Genomic DNA, 20,638 nt, shown 5'->3' on the forward strand with positions numbered 1-20,638 from the left:
TATATCCTCCTTAAGTTGCTTCCATCAAAGCAATCCAATACTATTTTAACACATAGGAAGTGAAAACATGAACGATAAAAGGCTAGAACATATAAATATTTCAGCTTTTCAAGAAGACCTGCTCAAATGGTATGAAGAAAATAAACGAAATTTGCCCTGGCGTGAAAATAATAATGCTTATCGCGTATGGGTATCAGAAATTATGCTGCAGCAAACGAAAGTAGATACGGTTATCCCTTATTTTAATCGGTTTATGGAGAAATATCCAACTGTATATGAATTAGCTGAAGCGGAGCAGCAGGACGTTTTAAAGCAATGGGAAGGACTAGGTTATTATTCCCGCGCAAGAAATTTACAAACTGCAGTACGTGAAGTCGTGGAAGCATATGACGGAAAAATTCCTGATGATCCGAAGCAGCTTGGCAGCTTAAAGGGAATAGGGCCTTATACAAAAGGAGCGATTCTTTCGATTGCTTATAACCAGCCTATACCGGCAGTAGACGGCAATGTGATGCGTGTTTTTTCCCGGGTTTTACATATTAAAGAAGATATTACGCAGAGCTCTACGAAAAAATTATTCGAATACTATGTGGGAGAAATGATTTCAAAGGAAGATCCTTCTTCATTTAATCAGGCAATCATGGATTTAGGAGCGACAATTTGTACACCAAAAAAGCCTTTGTGCATGTTTTGTCCTGTGATGGAGCACTGTCAAGCATATGTGGAAGGAGTACAAGAAAGCCTTCCAGTAAAAAAGAAAGCAAAAAAACAGCAGAAGAAGAAATATATTGCATTACTTATCCAAAATAAGGAAGGTAAATATATTATTGAAAAAAGACCGGATGCTGGATTGCTGGCAGGATTATGGCAATTTCCAATGATACCTGCAGATGAAATTGTTGAAAGTGATTGGCACCGGTGGCTTCTAGAAAATTATGAGGTAGATGCGGAGATAAAAACTTCATGCACAGCTATTAAGCATGTTTTTTCTCATATTATTTGGAATGTAGATGTAAGAAGAGCAGTAACAAATCAGGAAACAGTATCGGACAGCCGGTTAAAATTTGTTTCTATAGAAGAGCTGAAGGAATATCCTTTTCCAGTTCCGCATCAAAAAATGATTCCTTTTTTAGAAGAAAAATGAAATAAGAATGAAGGTAAGGCGTTAATTGTGAAACCTGTAAAAAAATCACATTATCAAAAAATGGCTGCAATACTTTGTTTTCTGGGGTTAATTATTTTTAGAAAATATTTTTTAAAAAAGTTTGGATAAAGAAATTCACTTCGGGAACATTAATTATTGCGGAGGTGATATTGATGGCTAAAAAACAAAATCAACAAAACCAACAAAATCCTGCAAAAACTAACGCAGCTGAAGTAAGAAAGCAAAACCAACAAGCAGCTCAAGGACAATATGGTACTGAGTTTGCTTCAGAAACAGATGCACAACAAGTGAAAAAACAAAATCAACAATCTCAACAAAACAAGCAATAACATCTGTTTTACCCCAAAAAGGGTTTCCAAATACGGAAACCCTTTTAATCATTTAATAAATGCTTATTAATAAAAAGGGACCCCCGAAATACGATTATCATTTGAACATATGAATAATTTATGCAAATTCATTAATAATGGATATAGATGAAATTGGTTTTCCGCATCATACACCGCATTGCCCGGTTTCTGCTTAAAATCCTCGAATTTTCTCTGTTCTTAAAGCGGGAGTGTTACAGCAAGTTATACTGCGATACATAAAAGCATTTCAATTAAAAAGGAGTTATCCTTTAACTTTTGTAGCTGAAGGCTTATAATAAAATATAATGCATAAATCACTGTATGAAAATGGAGAGGGAGATTTTGGATGGTTTCTCCAAACGCTGGTTCGAAAATGATGATACAAAGTTATAAGCATAGTGGACAACTTCATAGAGTCTGGAAAAATAGTGTGGTATTAAAAGGTACGGAAAGCGTTATAATTGGTGCAAATGACCGAACAAAGGTTATTGAAAGTGACGGCCATTCATGGATGACGAGAGAGCCTGCTATTTGTTATTTTGATGCCAGGCATTGGTTTAATATTATAGGTATGCTCAGGGATGATGGAATACACTATTACTGCAACCTCAGCTCTCCGTTTGTTTATGATGAAAATGATGAAGCTTTGAAATATATTGACTATGATTTGGACGTGAAGGTATTTCCAGATATGACTTTTCATCTTCTTGATGAAGATGAATATGAAGAAAATAAAGCCTTAATGCATTATCCTGAAGAAATTGACCGTATTCTTTATCAGCAATTAGACATCTTAATTCATTGGATTCGTCAAGGGAAAGGTCCGTTTTCTCCTGGATTCGTTGATGATTGGTATGAAATGTACTTAACATATCACTAAGCTGAAGAGTACAGAGACGTGAAAATACTTCAGAGCGATTTAATTGCAATTAGAATGAATAAAAGGGTATCCTTGTTACGAGATGGAGTAGCAAGGATTTTTATATTACATTTTAGAGAATGGATGTGAAATGACGAACATATTCCGTAATACCTTTCAAGCAGAGGAAGATGATGAATGAGCAGTATTAAGCAGTATATGCAATTTGTAAAACCATATAAATGGAAAATAATATGGACATTACTTATCGGTGTTATTAAATTCGGTATCCCATTGATGATGCCGTTAATTTTGAAATTTGTTATTGATGATATTATTACGGTAGAGGACTTCACCCAGTCTGAAAAGATAACACGCTTATTCTGGATAATGGGTATTTCTTTTGTCGTATTTTTAATTGTCCGCCCGCCGGTTGAGTATATACGGCAATATCTGGCCCAATGGGTTGGAAATAAAATTCTTTTTGATATTAGAGGGAAATTATTCGACCACCTTCAAAAATTAAGTTTAAAATTTTATTCGCAGACAAAAACTGGCGAAATCATTTCCAGAGTAATAAATGATGTGGAGCAAACGAAAAATTTTGTTATGACAGGGCTGATGAATATTTGGCTGGACGTAACAACCATTTTAATAGCAATTATTATTATGTTTACAATGGATGTACCGCTCACCTTTGTATCAATTATTTTATTCCCTTTATTCGGTATCTCTGTTAAATACTTTTTTGGACGCTTACGACGGTTAACAAGAGAAAGGTCACAGGCCTTGGCTGAAGTACAGGGGCATTTACACGAGCGAATCCAAGGCGTACCAGTTACAAGAAGCTTTGCGCTGGAGGATTATGAAGATGAACAGTTTGATAAAAGAAACAGTCATTTTCTGAATCGGGCTTTGAAGCATACAGATTGGAATGCCAGAACTTTTGCGGTGACAAATACAATTACTGACCTAGCACCGTTATTAGTTATCGCTTTTGCGGGTTACCAGGTCGTTATGGGTAATACATCTCTTGGTACGATGGTAGCTTTTGTCGGATATATGGAGCGGGTTTATAGCCCGTTGCGCCGACTTATTAACTCTTCTACAACTTTAGTACAATCGATTGCGTCTATTGACCGGGTGTTTGAATTAATGAATGAGCCTTATGACATTACGGATAAAAAAGATGCAGTTAATCCGGGACGATTGCAAGGAAAAGTAACCTTTAACCAAGTCTCTTTTCAATATGATGAAGAAACGGAACCTGTGCTCAAGGATATTGATCTCCATGTTCAAAAAGGAGAAACTATTGCCTTTGTCGGAATGAGCGGAGGAGGAAAATCAACATTAATCAGTCTGATTCCCCGTTTCTATGATGTGACTGGTGGATCCATTGAAATTGATGAAATGGATTTAAGAGATATGAAAGCACGTTCACTGCGGGACAATATTGGAATGGTGCTTCAGGATAATATTCTGTTCTCCGAATCAATTGCCACAAATATTCGCATGGGAAACCCCGATGCAACGGATGAGGAAGTTATCAGTGCAGCAAAAGCAGCAAATGCTCATGACTTTATTAATGAAATGCCGGAGGGGTACGAGACGATGGTTGGAGAGCGCGGTGTGAAATTATCAGGTGGACAGAAGCAGCGGATTGCGATTGCGCGGGTATTCTTGAAAAATCCGCCAATCTTGATTTTTGATGAAGCAACATCCGCGCTGGATTTAGAAAGTGAGCATCTTATTCAGGAAACACTGGAAAAGCTTGCTTCTGATCGGACTACCTTTATTGTTGCTCACCGTCTGGCAACAATTACACATGCAAATCGTATTGTCGTCGTTGAGAACGGAGAAATTGTTGAAATAGGATCGCATGAAGAATTAATGCGGCTCCGTGGACATTATTATGATTTGTATCAGATTCAGAATTTGGAGGAATAGGGAGAGCGTCTCCTTATTCCTTTTTTAATAAAAGGGAGGTTTTCGATGCAAACTTTTCGAGAGTTGAAAACAGAAGATGAAACAGCTTTTTACCGTTATATTAATCAATGGTATTTAAAAGAAGAAATAGTAATTCCAACAGCGACGGAGATAAAACGGTATAAAAATTATCAGCACTTTATTGAATATCTTTCTGCGAGTAAACAAGCTAATTTCAATCATAATTTCGTTCCTAATTCTACATTTTTTCTCTTTATTGGAGATGATATTGTTGGTGCGTCTAATATTAGACATGAGTTAAATGATGGGTTAAAAGAAATTGGCGGACATATAGGCTATGGAGTTGCGCCAAATGAACGCAATAAAGGATATGCAACAAAAATACTGGAGCATTCCTTAATTTATTTAAAAAAGATGCAAATTCAAGAAGCTCTAATAACCTGCAATCAAAAAAATCAATTTTCAGCTAAAGTTATTATAAATTGCGGGGGAGGAGAGATATCTTCTTTTAAAGATGAGAAAGGAAATATAACTAGAAGGTTTTTGATTTCATTAGTTTAACGGATACAAGAAGAGGCTGGGACATAACTAGCCAAAAATAATGAAAAGATGGATTTCACATTGGGTTTTGATGTGAAATCCATCTTTTTTGAAATCATTTATAAGTAGATACATAAAAAAGCAGCTAGAGGCAGTGTATCTTCTCAGATTCACTGCCATTAAGGCGAATCCCAATTCATTATCCACTTTGGATTTTCCTCGTACAGAGAAACGAGTGAAACCCAAATTAGCCTTCAAAAATCCAAAGAAAGGCTCCACATCTATCTTACGTTTTCCGTAAAGCTTGCCCATTTCTTCATCTGAAAGCTGTTCTCGTATCATTTTCTTTTGTGCTTCCCATTTTTCATTATAAAATATTTTCCGATGGTTACCTTCCTTTGCCTTGGTACATTGCTCTCGCAAAGGACAGCCTGTACAATCTTCACATTCATAGACCTTAAATTGTCGCTGGTAACCATACTTGTCTGTGCGTTTGGAGTTATAGCGATAAGTAACAGCTTGACCATTTGGACAAGTAAAGGCATCTATTTCGGCATCATAATCCCAGTTAGCGGTGTTAAAGGGATTATTTTTATATTTTTTCTTCTTCTCTTTGCGGTACATACTATAGGTAATCAAGGCAGTTCGTAACCGGTTCAGGGTGACATCTTCTATATTCTGTTCACTTCCATAAGCCGCATCAGCTACGAGGACATCAGGCAACGCAAAATAATCCTTTTCAATACGATCTAAAAAAGGAATCAGCGTTCGTGTATCGGTAGGGTTCGGAAAAATATCATAGGCTAATGCGTAACGTCCTTCTGTTGCCAATTGCACATTATAAGCAGCTTTCAACTGTCCGTTCTTCATATGGTCATCTTTCAATCGCATAAAGGTTGCGTCGTGATCCGTCTTGGAATAGCTGTTACGTTCTTCTAAAATCTCCAAGGCTTCTTCATATTTTTCTTGACGACAGATGAAATCGTGCACCTGTTTTAAGGCTTGTTTTGGCTGCTTTCGTTCCGAACGCAGGGCTTTTCGGTCTTGTGCTTTTTCAATCGATTCGATTTGTTTCGTATACGTTTGGACTGACTTATCCAAATTCGCTGCCATCTGTTGAAGTTCTTGCGTCGATAGAGCTTCCGGGTTTTCCCGGTTGATTTCTGGAATAATTTCTTTTTCCACTAATTCTTCATAGAGGGCATGGGACTTCTCTACAAGTTTCGTTTGATAACGCTCGATCGATTTTCGCCAGACAAAGGTGAATTTATTGGCATTGGCTTCAATTTTGGTCCCGTCAATAAAGATAGCCTCCGCATCGATCAACTCTTTTTCCACCAGCTGACAACGAAATTGGACGAAGCACTGACGCAATAGTTCTTTTACTTCTGGATTCACACGAAAACGGTTGATAGTACGGTAACTCGGCTCATATCCTTGCGCAAGCCACATCATTCGCACACTATCTTTTAATAATGCTTCGATTTTTCGGCCAGAGAACACCGACTGGGTATAAGCACATAAAATAATTTTCATCATCATACGCGGGTGATAGGCGGGACAGCCTGTTTGACGGGTAAAACCGGTGAAAGCTTCTTCTGGAATCTGTTCGATAAATTCATGGATGGTATAAGCAATATCATTTTCTTGTAATTTCATCTCGAAATCTAATGGCAAAACGACTTGATTTACGTTATAATATTTAAACATAAGGATACCTCGATTCTGTTTTTGTAGTGGTACTTTAACTTTATCAGAAGGTATCCTTTTTTTGTACGTTTATTTCATTTTTTAATCAAATTAAAAAAGTGACTTCCTACTTAAAATCATAGTAGAAAGTCACTTTTTCTATTTTTACTGGCTTTTGTCCCAGCCTCTTCTATTGTGTTACCTTTATTATTGATTCTCTGCCATTTTTGCAAATACACGGCCAACCGCATCAATCGTATTTTCGATATCAGAATCTGTATGCTCTGTTGTTAAGAACCAGGCTTCGTATTTAGAAGGTGCCAGGTTAATGCCTTCTCTCAACATAAGCTGGAAGAACGTTGCAAAGGCTTCTCCATTTGAAGCTTCGGCCTCTCTGTAGTTTGTGACTTTGTCGACTCCGAAGTATACAGTTAGAGCTCCGCGGAGACGATTAACTGTAATATGAATATCATTTTCTTCTGCTTTTTCCAGAATACCTTCTTCCAGGCGTTTTCCGAGTCGTTCTAATTCTTCATATACACCGTCTTCTCTTAAAACCTCTAAGCAGGCAATACCTGCTGCCATAGAAGCGGGATTTCCCGACATAGTTCCTGCCTGGTAAGCTGGTCCGAGTGGTGCAACCTGTTCCATGATATCCTTTCGGCCGCCGTAAGCGCCGATTGGGAGACCACCGCCAATAATTTTACCCATTGCTGTTAAGTCCGGCTCAATATTGTAGAGCTGCTGTGCACTTCCATAAGTGAAACGGAATGCAGTAATCACCTCATCATAAATGACAAGAGCACCGGCGCGGTGGGTAAGTTCATTTACTTCTTCTAAGAAACCTTCAAAAGGTTCTACAATTCCGAAGTTACCTACAATCGGTTCAACGATTACAGCTGCAATTTCACCTTCCCATGCTTTTAATGCTTCTTTAAAGGCTTTTAAATTATTAAATGGAACGGTAATCACCTCTGCAGCACTGGAAGCAGGAACACCTGCTGAATCTGGTGTACCCAGTGTTGACGGTCCAGATCCTGCCTCCACCAATACAGCATCAAAGTGTCCATGATAGCATCCGGCAAATTTAATAATTTTTGTTCTGTTTGTATAGGCGCGGGCTACACGAATGGTTGTCATCACAGCCTCTGTACCTGAATTATTAAAACGAACCTTCTCTAATGAAGGCATGGCTTCTTTTAACATTTTTGCAAATGTGTTTTCAAGTTCCGTCGGTGTTCCGTAAAGAACTCCGGTTGTTGCTGCTTCAGCAATAGCTTTTGCAATATGCGGATGTGCGTGACCAGTTATGATTGGCCCGTATGCAGCTAAATAGTCAATATATTTATTATCATCGACATCCCAGAAATAGGCTCCCTGACCTCTTTTCATATATACAGGAGATCCTCCGCCAACAGCTTTATAGGAGCGGGAAGGAGAATTAACTCCGCCGACGATATGTTGTAAAGCTTCCTCATGCAGCTTTTCAGAATTTGTAAATTTCATTTTGTTTTCCTCCTCATTCTGCCCAACCAGTAAAGTATCTGAACGTTACCTTACAAGTTCATCTAAAAAAGGTAAAAAGCAGATTTTCTCTGTTTATTTTCACCCCAATTACTAATATAACAAAAAAATGAATGGAAAACTTGTACAAACTGTTTCAATTTCCGCATATACATTAGATAGTGAAGAGTGACTGTTTAAAGATGTAGTGATCTGAACCTGGATTTTGGACCGTTTAAATTTTATCTCTTCTGGTGTCTGGAGCTTGCTAATCGTATGCCGTATTAACCTTTATGCTTGTCACTAGCAGCTGTTCCATAGAAAAGATTATTTGGAAGGAGCAAAAGAAATGGGTATCCCTTGGATATTCTTTATCCTGATTATGGTTTTAATCGGTAAAAGCATCTATGATTTTATTCAATATAAATCAATTCATTCACGTATACAAATGAAGGAAGGGCATTTCTCTTTAGAAATTTTTATAGCAATGCTTGTTGTTTATTGCATTACAATGGTCGGTTATGGTCTGATTTATTTCATTTTATCCTTTCAAGGGATTGTCATCGTTGAGCATGGAGAATTAAGAGAGGTAACCATATGGGGATCAGTTATCCATTCCATCTATTTTAGCGGTGTAACAATATTGACCCTTGGCTATGGAGATCTGGCTCCAGTCGGCATTGGAAGAATTATTGCTATTTCCGAAGCTTTGATTGGGTACATTCTGCCTGCTGCTTTTGTATTAAAGGTTGTACAAATCAGCAGCCGTGACAGTGATAAATGAATCTAATTCTGTAATATGCTATATTTAAGAGAGAAAAGGGACTCATTTATAATTGGAGGGATTAGATGCCAATCGAATTAGGAACAAAAGTAAATGATTTTACATTACCAAATCAGGATGGCGAAAAAGTAAGCTTATCTGATTTTAAAGGAAAGTACGTTGTTTTATATTTTTATCCAAAGGATATGACCCCGGGGTGCACCACGGAAGCATGTGATTTCAGAGATAATCATGAAAGCTTTGAAGAGTTGGACGCAGTAATAGTCGGCATTAGTCCGGATCCGGAAGCTCGTCATCAAAAATTTATTGATAAGCATGATTTGCCGTTTACTTTACTTTCAGATGAAGATCACCAGGTGGCCGATCAATTTGGAGTATGGAAGCTGAAGAAAAATTTTGGAAAAGAATATTACGGTATTGAACGTTCTACATTTATTCTTGATAAAGAAGGAAACCTTGTCAAAGAGTATCGAAAGGTTCGAGTGAAAGATCATGTACTGGATGCTTTAAACTATTTAAAAGAAAATAGTGCAGATTAAGTATTTCGGGATTGGAGATGGAATAACATGCGAATCTATACAAGATCTGGAGATAAAGGACAAACATCGCTGGTTTACGGACAACGTGTACCGAAAAATCATTTAAGAGTAGAAGCGTACGGGACCTGTGATGAAGTGAATTCTAGCATTGGACTGGCAGCAAGTTATATAGAAGAAACAAGCTGGGACGGTAAGCATGCATTTCTTGACCAGTTACAACGTGTACAGACAATTCTTTTTCATGTTGGTGCAGAATTATCTACGCCAAAAGATAAAGAAGTTTATTGGAAGCTTGAGCAGAAACATATTGATGAGATGGAAAAACAAATTGATGAATGGGATAAATCACTTGAACCGTTGAAGAATTTTATTCTTCCATCAGGCCATCGGGCAGCAAGTGCGTTACATCATGCTCGCACAGTGGCCAGACGGGCAGAACGTTTAACAGTAGGACTGGAAGATGAAGTAGAGAATAAGCTTGTTTTCGGTTATTTGAACCGGTTATCGGATTATTTATTTGTTGCTGCCAGATATGTAAATCAGCAATTAGGTGGAGAAGAAAAGCAACTCCACACTGATGTTTGATTTACGTGAATTAATTGACATTATGAACACAGGGCGATAAACTAATTATAAGAATTATAATCTAATAATTTTATTAATTGGGAAGAGAGGTGTTTAGGGTGTCTGAAGATAAATTACGGCAAGCAATTGATACATTAAAACAGTCAGGCGTCCGCATTACACCACAACGACACGCCGTACTGGAGTATTTGCTTAATTCAATGGTTCACCCGACTGCGGATGATATATATAAAGCACTTGAAGGAAAGTTTCCAAATATGAGTGTTGCAACAGTATATAATAATTTGCGTGTATTAAAAGATATTGGACTGGTCAGAGAGCTCACTTATGGAGATTCCTCAAGCAGATTTGATTGTAATACATCAGATCATTATCATATCATTTGTAATCAGTGTGGAAAGATTGTTGATTTTCATTATCCTTCATTAGATGAAGTAGAATCGCTTGCAGAGCAGGTCACAGGTTTTGATGTCAGTCATCATCGCCTGGAAGTTTATGGTACATGCAATGCCTGCAAGGAGCAGCATGCGGCAAAATAAGAGATTTTAAATATGTAAAAAAATGACTGGAGATAGTATTTATTAAGGCTCGTGTACTATCTCCAGTCATTTTTTGTTTTATGGCAGAAATTCTAGATTTTATGCAGCTCTTCCGCGAACTAAAATTTAAATATATTGCATATAAGTATAGCATAAAATAGTTCAGGCTTACGAAAGAACAAGTTAATACAAGCTTTCAAATTATCATCAAAAAAGCACCATACTTAAGTGAGAATTTATTTTCACAAAGGCATGGTGCTTTTTAATTATTTATTTTCTTCACGGAATTTGCGATTATTATACCGTTCATCGAATTCCTTACCTTCTAAATTCTTATCTAATGTCAGCGGCTCTTTGCAATGCATGCAGGCATCTACCCGGCCTAGCATTTTTGTAGGCTTTTCACAGTTTGGACATATAACAGGAACTGCTCTTAAGGACAAGGTGCCAATCCATATGTATACAACACAGCTAAGTACAATCATCAGTACACCTAACACAAAAAGGATAAGCATTAACCATTCAATACGACGAGCCATAATTCCACCATACATTATTAAGATACCAGCGAACACAAGGATTAAGGCAAAGGTACGGATTTTATTTATTTTACTTGAGTAAGTTATTTGTTGTGCCATTTAAATCCCCCTTAAGATACAAATTTAGTATATCATAGAATATTAGAAGAATGAATATTAAAGAAAACTTCACAAGCCAAGCCGTAAAATGACATCGGATTGGTTACTTGTACTGAGGAACTGCCAGTATTACGATTACTATCCTTCAGTAAAATTTTATACTTTCCTATAGTTCAAAAAAGGGTTTTTAAAAGTATATATAGAATTATGTTTAATTAGAGGGAAAACAGGGAGGCAACTGTTATCATGGAGAATTTTCAAAGAATGATTTATCAAGAGCATGCAAGTAATCCAAATACATTAGGCATACTTGTTGTGGAGAAAACTCAATTTGACCGTCCAATTACGGATGAATTTGATAGTATTTTATTGATTATTGTTGAAAATCAAGAAGTGGATTGGTTTGTAAAACATTATGAGGTGAATGGACAAACGGTAGCTATGCATATTGTAACGAGATCGATTCTGATGGATTGGATTGACACAAGTGGTTACAGGCGTGCAGCAGAATGGGTTATCTATGGAAGAAAAGTTTATGACAGAAATGAGTTTATAAAGGGATTAAAAGATGAACTTCAATCGTTCCCGGAGGACAAACGTACACTCAGAAAGATAATTGATTTCGGAAAACTGTTGAAAAACTTTAGTGAAGGAAAAGCGTTATATGAATCAAAGGAGGTTATGGATTCTTATAGTAAAATTTTAAATGCCCTGCACTATTTAGCGAGGTTATCTGTTGTTGATCAAGGCTATTATCCAGAAGTAACTGTGTGGAATCAGGTAAAGAGTATTGATTTAGAAGTGTACAAACTATATGAAAAATTGATGGACAGCACAGAAAATTTAGAAAAGAGAATTGAATTAATGCTGATTGCAATGGATTTTGTTATGTTGAATAAAGCAGAGTCCGCCGCAGCACATCTGCTAAATTTATTAAGCAAAGAAGATGATTATTGCTCATATGCTTCTATTAAAGCTTTACCGGAGATAGAACACTATACCTTAGATTTACATGCAATTGTATCTTATTTAGAAGAAAAGGATATTATTGATATGAAACTGGTTCCTACTAAAAATCCGGATGTATTTCAGAGAATGTACAAGGTGAAAGAACTAGAGGAAGTATGATAATGGTATCTGAAACAGAAGTTTTCGGTGAGAAAACTAATTACTTATCCTGCAATTTTTATGAAGTTGTGGAATAAGTAATTTTTGGTTTCTGTTTCTTGATTATATCATTATGGCTGTAGCAGGTTTCAATTATTACTTATAGAAGATGATTTTAGAGAGAAAACTAAATTTAGCAAATCATATATACAGTAGAGAACTTTATTTCTCCTTTTGGAGGAGAGAATAACTGGAACTGTATTAAATGAAGTCTCGTTTTATGACAGGTATAGAGAAATGTATTTTTAGAATAGCAGCAAATACTTTGCAATAATAATATGTGAAAAGGATTGGACTTTGATTTATATCGGACCTGTATTTTTTACTGTACATAATGAAACTTCAAATATATCTGTAATTAATTAAAAAACTGACGTATATTATTTTATTTGAATTAATAAGGGGGACATTTAAGCCTTTGTATAAACTTTTTAACATGAGATTGGATATTTAAAATAGAAATAAACTTTTTTATGCATGTGTCTTAAGGGAATGACCGCATGTGAAAGAAAGAAAATCAAAATGCGTATTAAATGTGATTAATGCTTTTAGAAGGGGATACTCTATATTTGTATATGAAATACATAAGCTTAAGAAAAGGTGATATATCAATGTTTTATATTGTTATATTACTTTTGCCTAAGGTACTGTTTCAAGGCGAACCCTGATGGATCCGAAATTTGCTTTTAATAAATTTTAAAATAATCGTTGACTTTCTATTTTTAGCATGGTAAAGTTAATCTCGTTGCTGATTCGAGCAAGCGCTCAGTTAATAAAATATAAAAAAAGAAGTTGACAACAAACTTGAAATTATGTTATATTAATAAAGTCGCTGATTGAAGCGAAGCAATAAGAAATTGCTCTTTGAAAACTGAACAAAACAACCAGTACGAAAGAAGAAAAACACCTCGTTTTTCTTGAATATTTAAGTCAGAAGTTGACTTCTGAAAGCTAAAGAAACAAACACTTTTATGGAGAGTTTGATCTTGGCTCAGGACGAACGCTGGCGGCGTGCCTAATACATGCAAGTCGAGCGCGGGAAGCGGACAGAACTCTTCGGAGGGACGTTCGTGGAACGAGCGGCGGACGGGTGAGTAACACGTAGGCAACCTGCCTGTAAGACTGGGATAACTCGCGGAAACGCGAGCTAATACCGGATAATACTTATCATCTCCTGATGGTAAGTTGAAAGGCGGCTTTTGCTGTCACTTACAGATGGGCCTGCGGCGCATTAGCTAGTTGGTGGGGTAATGGCTCACCAAGGCGACGATGCGTAGCCGACCTGAGAGGGTGATCGGCCACACTGGGACTGAGACACGGCCCAGACTCCTACGGGAGGCAGCAGTAGGGAATCTTCCGCAATGGACGAAAGTCTGACGGAGCAACGCCGCGTGAGTGATGAAGGTTTTCGGATCGTAAAACTCTGTTGTCGGGGAAGAACAAGTATGATAGTAACTGATCGTACCTTGACGGTACCCGACCAGAAAGCCACGGCTAACTACGTGCCAGCAGCCGCGGTAATACGTAGGTGGCAAGCGTTGTCCGGAATTATTGGGCGTAAAGCGCTCGCAGGCGGTTCTTTAAGTCTGATGTGAAATCTTGCGGCTCAACCGTAAACGTGCATTGGAAACTGGAGGACTTGAGTGCAGAAGAGGAGAGTGGAATTCCACGTGTAGCGGTGAAATGCGTAGAGATGTGGAGGAACACCAGTGGCGAAGGCGACTCTCTGGTCTGTAACTGACGCTGAGGAGCGAAAGCGTGGGGAGCGAACAGGATTAGATACCCTGGTAGTCCACGCCGTAAACGATGAGTGCTAGGTGTTAGGGGGTTTCCGCCCCTTAGTGCTGAAGTTAACGCATTAAGCACTCCGCCTGGGGAGTACGGCCGCAAGGCTGAAACTCAAAAGAATTGACGGGGACCCGCACAAGCGGTGGAGCATGTGGTTTAATTCGAAGCAACGCGAAGAACCTTACCAGGTCTTGACATCCTTTGACCGCTCTGGAGACAGAGTTTTCCCTTCGGGGACAAAGTGACAGGTGGTGCATGGTTGTCGTCAGCTCGTGTCGTGAGATGTTGGGTTAAGTCCCGCAACGAGCGCAACCCTTGATCTTAGTTGCCAGCATTTAGTTGGGCACTCTAAGGTGACTGCCGGTGACAAACCGGAGGAAGGTGGGGATGACGTCAAATCATCATGCCCCTTATGACCTGGGCTACACACGTGCTACAATGGACGGAACAAAGGGAAGCAAGCCCGCGAGGTCAAGCAAATCCCATAAAACCGTTCTCAGTTCGGATTGTAGGCTGCAACTCGCCTACATGAAGCCGGAATCGCTAGTAATCGCGGATCAGCATGCCGCGGTGAATACGTTCCCGGGTCTTGTACACACCGCCCGTCACACCACGAGAGTTCGTAACACCCGAAGTCGGTGAGGTAACCTTTTTGGAGCCAGCCGCCGAAGGTGGGACGAATGATTGGGGTGAAGTCGTAACAAGGTAGCCGTATCGGAAGGTGCGGCTGGATCACCTCCTTTCTAAGGATATATAACGGAATTTTGTACTTGGTTGTTTGGTTCAGTTTTGAGAGAGCAATCTCTCAAGGAACTTCTGTTAAAACCGTCACGTCCATGTGACAACACAGAAGTCACCACATCCGTGTGGAAGCTTGTACCTTGAAAACTAAATAAGAGTAACAACGACATCAAACTTTAGAAATAAGGCAAAAAAGCTATTGATATAGCAACACAACTGATTACGAAGTAATCAGCAAACTTATTCCAAAACTTTAGTTAAGTGAATAAGGGCGCACGGTGGATGCCTTGGCACTAGGAGCCGATGAAGGACGGGACTAACACCGATATGCCTCGGGGAGTTGTAAGTAAACTTTGATCCGGGGATTTCCGAATGGGGGAACCCACTGTTCGTAATGGGACAGGACATCTATCTGAATACATAGGGTAGATGAGGCAGACCCGGGGAACTGAAACATCTCAGTACCTGGAGGAAGAGAAAGAAAAATCGATTTCCTGAGTAGCGGCGAGCGAAACGGAAAGAGCCCAAACCAAGAAGCTTGCTTCTTGGGGTTGTAGGACACTCCATTGGAGTTACAAAGAAATTCTTTAAACGAATCGACTTGGAAAGGTCAGCCGAAGAAGGTAACAGCCCTGTAGTTGAAAAGGAATTTCCTCCGGAGTGTATCCTGAGTACGGCGGAACACGTGGAATTCCGTCGGAATCCGGGAGGACCATCTCCCAAGGCTAAATACTACCTAGTGACCGATAGTGAACCAGTACCGTGAGGGAAAGGTGAAAAGCACCCCGGAAGGGGAGTGAAATAGAACCTGAAACCGTGTGCCTACAAGTAGTCGGAGCCCGTTAATGGGTGACGGCGTACCTTTTGTAGAATGGACCGGCGAGTTACGATTGTATGCAAGGTTAAGTGGAAGACACGGAGCCGTAGCGAAAGCGAGTCTGAATAGGGCGAATGAGTATGCGGTCGTAGACCCGAAACCGTGTGATCTACCCATGTCCAGGGTGAAGGTCAGGTAACACTGACTGGAGGCCCGAACCCACGTATGTTGAAAAATGCGGGGATGAGGTGTGGGTAGCGGTGAAATTCCAATCGAACACGGAGATAGCTGGTTCTCTCCGAAATAGCTTTAGGGCTAGCCTCAAGATCGTGAGTACTGGAGGTAGAGCACTGATTGGACTAGGGGCCCCTACCGGGTTACCGAATTCAGTCAAACTCCGAATGCCAGTTACTTCAACTTGGGAGTCAGACTATGGGTGATAAGGTTCATAGTCGAAAGGGAAACAGCCCAGACCGCCAGCTAAGGTCCCAAAGTATACGTTAAGTGGAAAAGGATGTGGCGTTGCACAGACAACCAGGATGTTGGCTTAGAAGCAGCCATCATTGAAAGAGTGCGTAATAGCTCACTGGTCGAGTGACGCTGCGCCGAAAATGTACCGGGGCTAAACGTATCACCGAAGCTGCGGATTGTTCTTACGAACAATGGTAGGAGAGCGTTCAAAGTGCAGAGAAGTCAGACCGTGAGGACTGGTGGAGCGCTTTGAAGTGAGAATGCCGGTATGAGTAGCGAAAAAAGAGTGAGAATCTCTTTCACCGAATGCCTAAGGTTTCCTGAGGAAGGCTCGTCCTCTCAGGGTTAGTCGGGACCTAAGCCGAGGCCGACAGGCGTAGGCGATGGACAACAGGTTGATATTCCTGTACCACCTCATGATTGTTTGAACAATGGGGGGACGCAGGAGGATAAGGAGTGCGCACTGATGGATGTGCGTCCAAGCATGCGAGGAAGTCAGATAGGCAAATCCGTCTGACATATTTCTGAGCTGTGATGGGGAGGGAAATAGAGTACCGAAGTTCCTGATTTCACACTGCCAAGAAAAGCCTCTAGTTAGATCATAGGTGCCCGTACCGCAAACCGACACAGGTAGGCGAGGAGAGAATCCTAAGGTGAGCGGGAGAACTCTCGTTAAGGAACTCGGCAAAATGACCCCGTAACTTCGGGAGAAGGGGTGCTCACTTGTGAGTGAGCCGCAGTGAATAGGCCCAAGCGACTGTTTAGCAAAAACACAGGTCTCTGCGAAGCCGAAAGGCGAAGTATAGGGGCTGACACCTGCCCGGTGCTGGAAGGTTAAGGGGAAGAGTTAGCTCTTCGGAGCGAAGCTTTGAACCGAAGCCCCAGTAAACGGCGGCCGTAACTATAACGGTCCTAAGGTAGCGAAATTCCTTGTCGGGTAAGTTCCGACCCGCACGAAAGGTGCAACGACTTGGGCACTGTCTCAACGAGAGACCCGGTGAAATTATACTATGCGTGAAGATGCGCATTACCCGCGACAGGACGGAAAGACCCCGTGGAGCTTTACTGTAGCCTGATATGGAATGTTTGTGCAGTTTGTACAGGATAGGTGGGAGCCTTTGAAGCGTGAGCGCCAGCTTACGTGGAGGCACCCGTGGGATACCACCCTAACTGTATGACCATTCTAACCCAGGACCGTAATCCGGTTCGGAGACAGTGTCAGGCGGGCAGTTTGACTGGGGCGGTCGCCTCCTAAAAGGTAACGGAGGCGCCCAAAGGTTCCCTCAGAATGGTTGGAAATCATTCGTAGAGTGTAAAGGCAGAAGGGAGCTTGACTGCGAGACCTACAAGTCGAGCAGGGACGAAAGTCGGGCTTAGTGATCCGGTGGTTCCGCATGGAAGGGCCATCGCTCAACGGATAAAAGCTACCCCGGGGATAACAGGCTTATCTCCCCCAAGAGTTCACATCGACGGGGAGGTTTGGCACCTCGATGTCGGCTCATCGCATCCTGGGGCTGTAGTCGGTCCCAAGGGTTGGGCTGTTCGCCCATTAAAGCGGTACGCGAGCTGGGTTCAGAACGTCGTGAGACAGTTCGGTCCCTATCCGTCGTGGGCGTTGGAAGTTTGAGAGGAGCTGTCCTTAGTACGAGAGGACCGGGATGGACACACCGCTGGTGTACCAGTTGTTCCGCCAGGAGCATAGCTGGGTAGCTACGTGTGGAAAGGATAAGTGCTGAAAGCATCTAAGCATGAAGCCCCCCTCAAGATGAAACTTCCCATCACTTCAAGTGAGTAAAATCCCTCAGAGACGATGAGGTTGATAGGTCCGAGGTGGAAGCGTGGCGACACGTGCAGCTGACGGATACTAATCGATTGAGGACTTATCTAAGTTTTTTGATGTCACGTTACTCTTATTTAGTTTTCAGGGTGCAAAATTATACATATTTTTTAAAATTAGTACTTGATTTTTTCTCAAAAACGATTATAATATTGATTGTTACTGATTTTTAAAATCCTTGTCTGGTAACGATAGCGAAGAGGTCACACCTGTTCCCATGCCGAACACAGAAGTTAAGTTCTTCAGCGCCAATGGTAGTTGGGGGCTTCCCCCTGCAAGAGTAGGACGTCGCCAGGCAAGAGTATTCTCTTATTAAGTCCTTAAGGACAAGCGAATTACTTCTTTATTTAATATTATGGATTATTCCACAGTAGCTCAGTGGTAGAGCAATCGGCTGTTAACCGATCGGTCGTAGGTTCGAATCCTACCTGTGGAGCCATATGGAGAGCTGTCCGAGAGGCCGAAGGAGCACGATTGGAAATCGTGTAAGCCGCTACCGCGGCTTCGAGGGTTCGAATCCCTCGCTCTCCGCCATTAAAACTTTTACATGGCCCGTTGGTCAAGCGGTTAAGACACCGCCCTTTCACGGCGGTAACACGGGTTCGAATCCCGTACGGGTCACCAATAATGGAGGATTAGCTCAGCTGGGAGAGCACCTGCCTTACAAGCAGGGGGTCGCAGGTTCGAGCCCTGCATCCTCCACCATGTAAGACTTATAAATTCATATCGCGGGGTGGAGCAGTCTGGCAGCTCGTTGGGCTCATAACCCAAAGGTCGCAGGTTCAAATCCTGCCCCCGCAACCAAAATGGTCCGGTAGTTCAGTTGGTTAGAATGCCTGCCTGTCACGCAGGAGGTCGCGGGTTCGAGTCCCGTCCGGACCGCCATTAAAAGATTTAAAACAGTATATGGCTTGGTAGCTCAGTCGGTAGAGCAGAGGACTGAAAATCCTTGTGTCGGCGGTTCGATTCCGTCCCGAGCCACCTTTTTAATCTTCGTGGAGGGGTAGCGAAGTGGCTAAACGCGGCGGACTGTAAATCCGCTCCCTCAGGGTTCGGCAGTTCGAATCTGCCCCCCTCCACCATTTATAAAATTTCATAGGGGTATAGTTTAATGGTAAAACGAAGGTCTCCAAAACCTTTGATGTGGGTTCAATTCCTACTACCCCTGCCAATATGGCGGTCGTGGCGAAGTGGTTAACGCACCGGATTGTGGCTCCGGCACACGTGGGTTCGATCCCCACCGGTCGCCCTTTTTTATTTAATACATAAATTAATATTTAATCATTGGGCCATAGCCAAGCGGTAAGGCATCGGGTTTTGATCCCGTGTACCCTAGGTTCGAATCCTAGTGGCCCAGCCATTTTCGCGGAAGTAGTTCAGTGGTAGAACATCACCTTGCCAAGGTGGGGGTCGCGGGTTCGAATCCCGTCTTCCGCTCCAGAAGAAATGGCGGTATAGCCAAGTGGTAAGGCAGAGGTCTGCAAAACCTTTATCACCGGTTCAAATCCGGTTACCGCCTCCAAAAACGTGCCGGTGTGGCGGAATTGGCAGACGCGCGGGACTCAAAATCCCGTGTCCTCTGGGACGTGTCGGTTCGACCCCGACCACCGGTATTAGCAGGTCGATTTAGGATGATTTTAGAAATCATCAATATGCTTATGAATGTTGATATAACAACGTTCATAAGCATTTTTTATTTTATAGGAGTAACATATAAAAACATAGGTTTTTAAACTTACAACACATTTGCAACACAAGTCTTAACTGGATATAAGCCATACAGATATCAGAGCTTTATTCTACTCAAACCAATTATTTAACATCTCTCCTTGGAACCTTTACAATAAAAAGAATAACTCAAAATGAAAGGATGAGGGTATTGAATATCTTAGTAGTAGGAGCAAATGGACAAATAGGGAAGCACCTGGTCAAGTTGATTCAGGAAAATGGAGATCAGGCACGTGCGCTTATCCGTAAGGAAGAACAAGCGGCTTATTTCAAGGAATTAGGAGCTGAAACAGCCATTGTAAACTTAGAGGATGAAATAGACGCGATTGCCAACGCGACAGAAGGTGTTGATGCGGTAGTATTCACAGCTGGATCCGGCCCTAAAACAGGAAAGGATAAAACCCTGATGATTGACTTAGACGCTGCTGTAAAAACCATTCAGGCCGCGGAAAAAGCGAACGTCAAGCGCTTTATCATGATTAGTTCGTTTGATACCAGCCGTGAAGCTATTCAAGCTGCGCCTGAGTCATTTGCACCCTATGTCGTAGCGAAACATTATGCAGACGAGTGGCTATTAAACACTGATTTAGACTACACCATCATCCATCCAGGTATGTTAACGAATAATCCTGGTACGAATCGGGTAAATCTTGGAGCCAGCGTGGAACGGGGAGAAGTACCACGAGAGGATATCGCTAAAGTAATTTATGCCAGCTTGAAAAATGACATAACCATTGGTAAAAGATTCCGGGCAGTAGGTGGACAAACACCTGTTGAAGAAGCAATACAGTCGGTATAATTATTAAAAATCGGGCAGACGCATGCCCGATTTTTTATGGGAGAAAATGGCCTTAAATAAGATATTTATGTAGAATACAGACAGTTTTTTATGAGCGTATAAACTTCAGACAGGAGGCATCCTTGCAAAATGAATAGAGCTTTTCAGTCATT

Annotated in this window: 13 protein-coding genes, 14 tRNA genes, 3 rRNA genes and 1 pseudogene; 28 read left to right on the plus strand and 3 right to left on the minus strand. The window is 41.1% G+C overall.

The annotated features are described in order from the left end of the window. The first annotated feature begins 67 nt into the window (after positions 1–67). From mutY to MHH51_RS08615, 5 genes and pseudogenes are all read left to right on the plus strand, one after another. Positions 68–1,144 (plus strand): A/G-specific adenine glycosylase, encoded by a 1,077-nt coding sequence (gene mutY / locus MHH51_RS08595; protein WP_147212382.1) that lies wholly within the window; start codon positions 68–70, stop codon positions 1,142–1,144. Positions 1,145–1,359: 215 nt separating this feature from the next. Further along, positions 1,360–1,494, plus strand: a pseudogene (locus MHH51_RS08600) (gamma-type small acid-soluble spore protein); the annotation flags it as partial. A 367-nt stretch (positions 1,495–1,861) separates the two neighbouring features. Continuing rightward, positions 1,862–2,395, plus strand: a complete 534-nt coding sequence (locus tag MHH51_RS08605; RefSeq protein ID WP_147212384.1) for a DUF402 domain-containing protein — start codon at positions 1,862–1,864, stop codon at positions 2,393–2,395. A 177-nt stretch (positions 2,396–2,572) separates the two neighbouring features. Next, entirely contained in the window at positions 2,573–4,321 is a 1,749-nt protein-coding gene (locus MHH51_RS08610; RefSeq protein WP_339285567.1) for an ABC transporter ATP-binding protein, read from the plus strand. Positions 4,322–4,366: 45 nt separating this feature from the next. After that, on the plus strand, positions 4,367–4,882 hold the full coding sequence (locus MHH51_RS08615) for a GNAT family N-acetyltransferase (protein WP_147212386.1): 516 nt from the start codon (positions 4,367–4,369) through the stop codon (positions 4,880–4,882). A 27-nt stretch (positions 4,883–4,909) separates the two neighbouring features. Here the strand turns inward: MHH51_RS08615 and MHH51_RS08620 are convergent, their stop codons facing one another. After that, positions 4,910–6,571, minus strand: coding sequence for an IS1182 family transposase (locus MHH51_RS08620; protein WP_339282663.1), 1,662 nt, complete (start codon positions 6,569–6,571; stop codon positions 4,910–4,912). Between the two features lie 186 nt (positions 6,572–6,757). After that, on the minus strand, positions 6,758–8,056 hold the full coding sequence (locus tag MHH51_RS08625; RefSeq protein WP_147212387.1) for a glutamate-1-semialdehyde 2,1-aminomutase: 1,299 nt from the start codon (positions 8,054–8,056) through the stop codon (positions 6,758–6,760). Between the two features lie 346 nt (positions 8,057–8,402). Here MHH51_RS08625 and MHH51_RS08630 point away from each other — a divergent pair, with 346 nt between their 5' ends. From MHH51_RS08630 to perR, 4 genes are all read left to right on the plus strand, one after another. After that, a complete protein-coding gene (locus MHH51_RS08630) occupies positions 8,403–8,837 on the plus strand; it encodes a potassium channel family protein (protein ID WP_147212388.1) in 435 nt (144 codons plus the stop codon). Between the two features lie 65 nt (positions 8,838–8,902). Continuing rightward, positions 8,903–9,376: a thioredoxin-dependent thiol peroxidase gene (gene bcp / locus MHH51_RS08635; RefSeq protein WP_147212389.1), complete on the plus strand. Its 474-nt coding sequence runs from the start codon at positions 8,903–8,905 to the stop codon at positions 9,374–9,376. A 27-nt stretch (positions 9,377–9,403) separates the two neighbouring features. Next, positions 9,404–9,961, plus strand: a complete 558-nt coding sequence (locus MHH51_RS08640; protein ID WP_339285569.1) for a cob(I)yrinic acid a,c-diamide adenosyltransferase — start codon at positions 9,404–9,406, stop codon at positions 9,959–9,961. 98 nt (positions 9,962–10,059) lie between these two features. After that, a complete protein-coding gene (gene perR / locus MHH51_RS08645) occupies positions 10,060–10,500 on the plus strand; it encodes a peroxide-responsive transcriptional repressor PerR (RefSeq protein ID WP_077603674.1) in 441 nt (146 codons plus the stop codon). Positions 10,501–10,766: 266 nt separating this feature from the next. On the opposite strand, the gene MHH51_RS08650 is transcribed toward perR, so the two are convergent. Next, entirely contained in the window at positions 10,767–11,138 is a 372-nt protein-coding gene (locus tag MHH51_RS08650) for a YgzB family protein (protein ID WP_156987178.1), read from the minus strand. 246 nt (positions 11,139–11,384) lie between these two features. On the opposite strand from MHH51_RS08650, the gene MHH51_RS08655 reads away from it, so the two are divergent. The 19 genes from MHH51_RS08655 to MHH51_RS08745 all read left to right on the plus strand — a co-directional run bounded on the left by MHH51_RS08655 (position 11,385) and on the right by MHH51_RS08745 (position 20,486). Further along, positions 11,385–12,266, plus strand: coding sequence for a nucleotidyltransferase-like protein (locus MHH51_RS08655; RefSeq protein WP_147212392.1), 882 nt, complete (start codon positions 11,385–11,387; stop codon positions 12,264–12,266). A 1,007-nt stretch (positions 12,267–13,273) separates the two neighbouring features. Next, positions 13,274–14,836, plus strand: a 16S ribosomal RNA gene (locus tag MHH51_RS08660). A 253-nt stretch (positions 14,837–15,089) separates the two neighbouring features. Continuing rightward, positions 15,090–18,010 (plus strand): 23S ribosomal RNA (locus tag MHH51_RS08665). A gap of 130 nt (positions 18,011–18,140) precedes the next feature. Then, a 5S ribosomal RNA gene (gene rrf, locus MHH51_RS08670) occupies positions 18,141–18,256 on the plus strand. The 16S, 23S and 5S rRNA genes sit together here with 14 tRNA genes alongside, the layout of an rRNA operon. A 67-nt stretch (positions 18,257–18,323) precedes the next feature. Continuing rightward, positions 18,324–18,398: transfer RNA gene (locus MHH51_RS08675), tRNA-Asn, on the plus strand. A gap of 3 nt (positions 18,399–18,401) precedes the next feature. Further along, positions 18,402–18,493 (plus strand) — tRNA-Ser (locus MHH51_RS08680). 15 nt (positions 18,494–18,508) lie between these two features. Next, positions 18,509–18,583, plus strand: a tRNA-Glu gene (locus MHH51_RS08685). Positions 18,584–18,588: 5 nt separating this feature from the next. Continuing rightward, positions 18,589–18,664, plus strand: a tRNA-Val gene (locus tag MHH51_RS08690). A 22-nt stretch (positions 18,665–18,686) separates the two neighbouring features. After that, positions 18,687–18,763 (plus strand) — tRNA-Met (locus MHH51_RS08695). Between the two features lie 4 nt (positions 18,764–18,767). Next, a tRNA-Asp gene (locus MHH51_RS08700) sits at positions 18,768–18,844 on the plus strand. A 23-nt stretch (positions 18,845–18,867) separates the two neighbouring features. Then, positions 18,868–18,940 (plus strand) — tRNA-Phe (locus MHH51_RS08705). Between the two features lie 16 nt (positions 18,941–18,956). Next, positions 18,957–19,041: transfer RNA gene (locus MHH51_RS08710), tRNA-Tyr, on the plus strand. A gap of 15 nt (positions 19,042–19,056) precedes the next feature. Continuing rightward, positions 19,057–19,130: transfer RNA gene (locus MHH51_RS08715), tRNA-Trp, on the plus strand. 5 nt (positions 19,131–19,135) lie between these two features. Continuing rightward, a tRNA-His gene (locus tag MHH51_RS08720) sits at positions 19,136–19,208 on the plus strand. Between the two features lie 36 nt (positions 19,209–19,244). Continuing rightward, positions 19,245–19,319, plus strand: a tRNA-Gln gene (locus tag MHH51_RS08725). A gap of 5 nt (positions 19,320–19,324) precedes the next feature. Continuing rightward, positions 19,325–19,399 (plus strand) — tRNA-Gly (locus MHH51_RS08730). A gap of 8 nt (positions 19,400–19,407) precedes the next feature. Further along, positions 19,408–19,481 (plus strand) — tRNA-Cys (locus MHH51_RS08735). A gap of 7 nt (positions 19,482–19,488) precedes the next feature. After that, a tRNA-Leu gene (locus tag MHH51_RS08740) sits at positions 19,489–19,572 on the plus strand. Between the two features lie 257 nt (positions 19,573–19,829). Continuing rightward, positions 19,830–20,486 (plus strand): SDR family oxidoreductase, encoded by a 657-nt coding sequence (locus MHH51_RS08745; protein ID WP_339285573.1) that lies wholly within the window; start codon positions 19,830–19,832, stop codon positions 20,484–20,486. Positions 20,487–20,638 lie beyond the last annotated feature (152 nt).

Source organism: Oceanobacillus sp. FSL K6-3682, from assembly GCF_037976165.1.
Taxonomy (GTDB): domain Bacteria; phylum Bacillota; class Bacilli; order Bacillales; family Amphibacillaceae; genus Oceanobacillus; species Oceanobacillus sojae.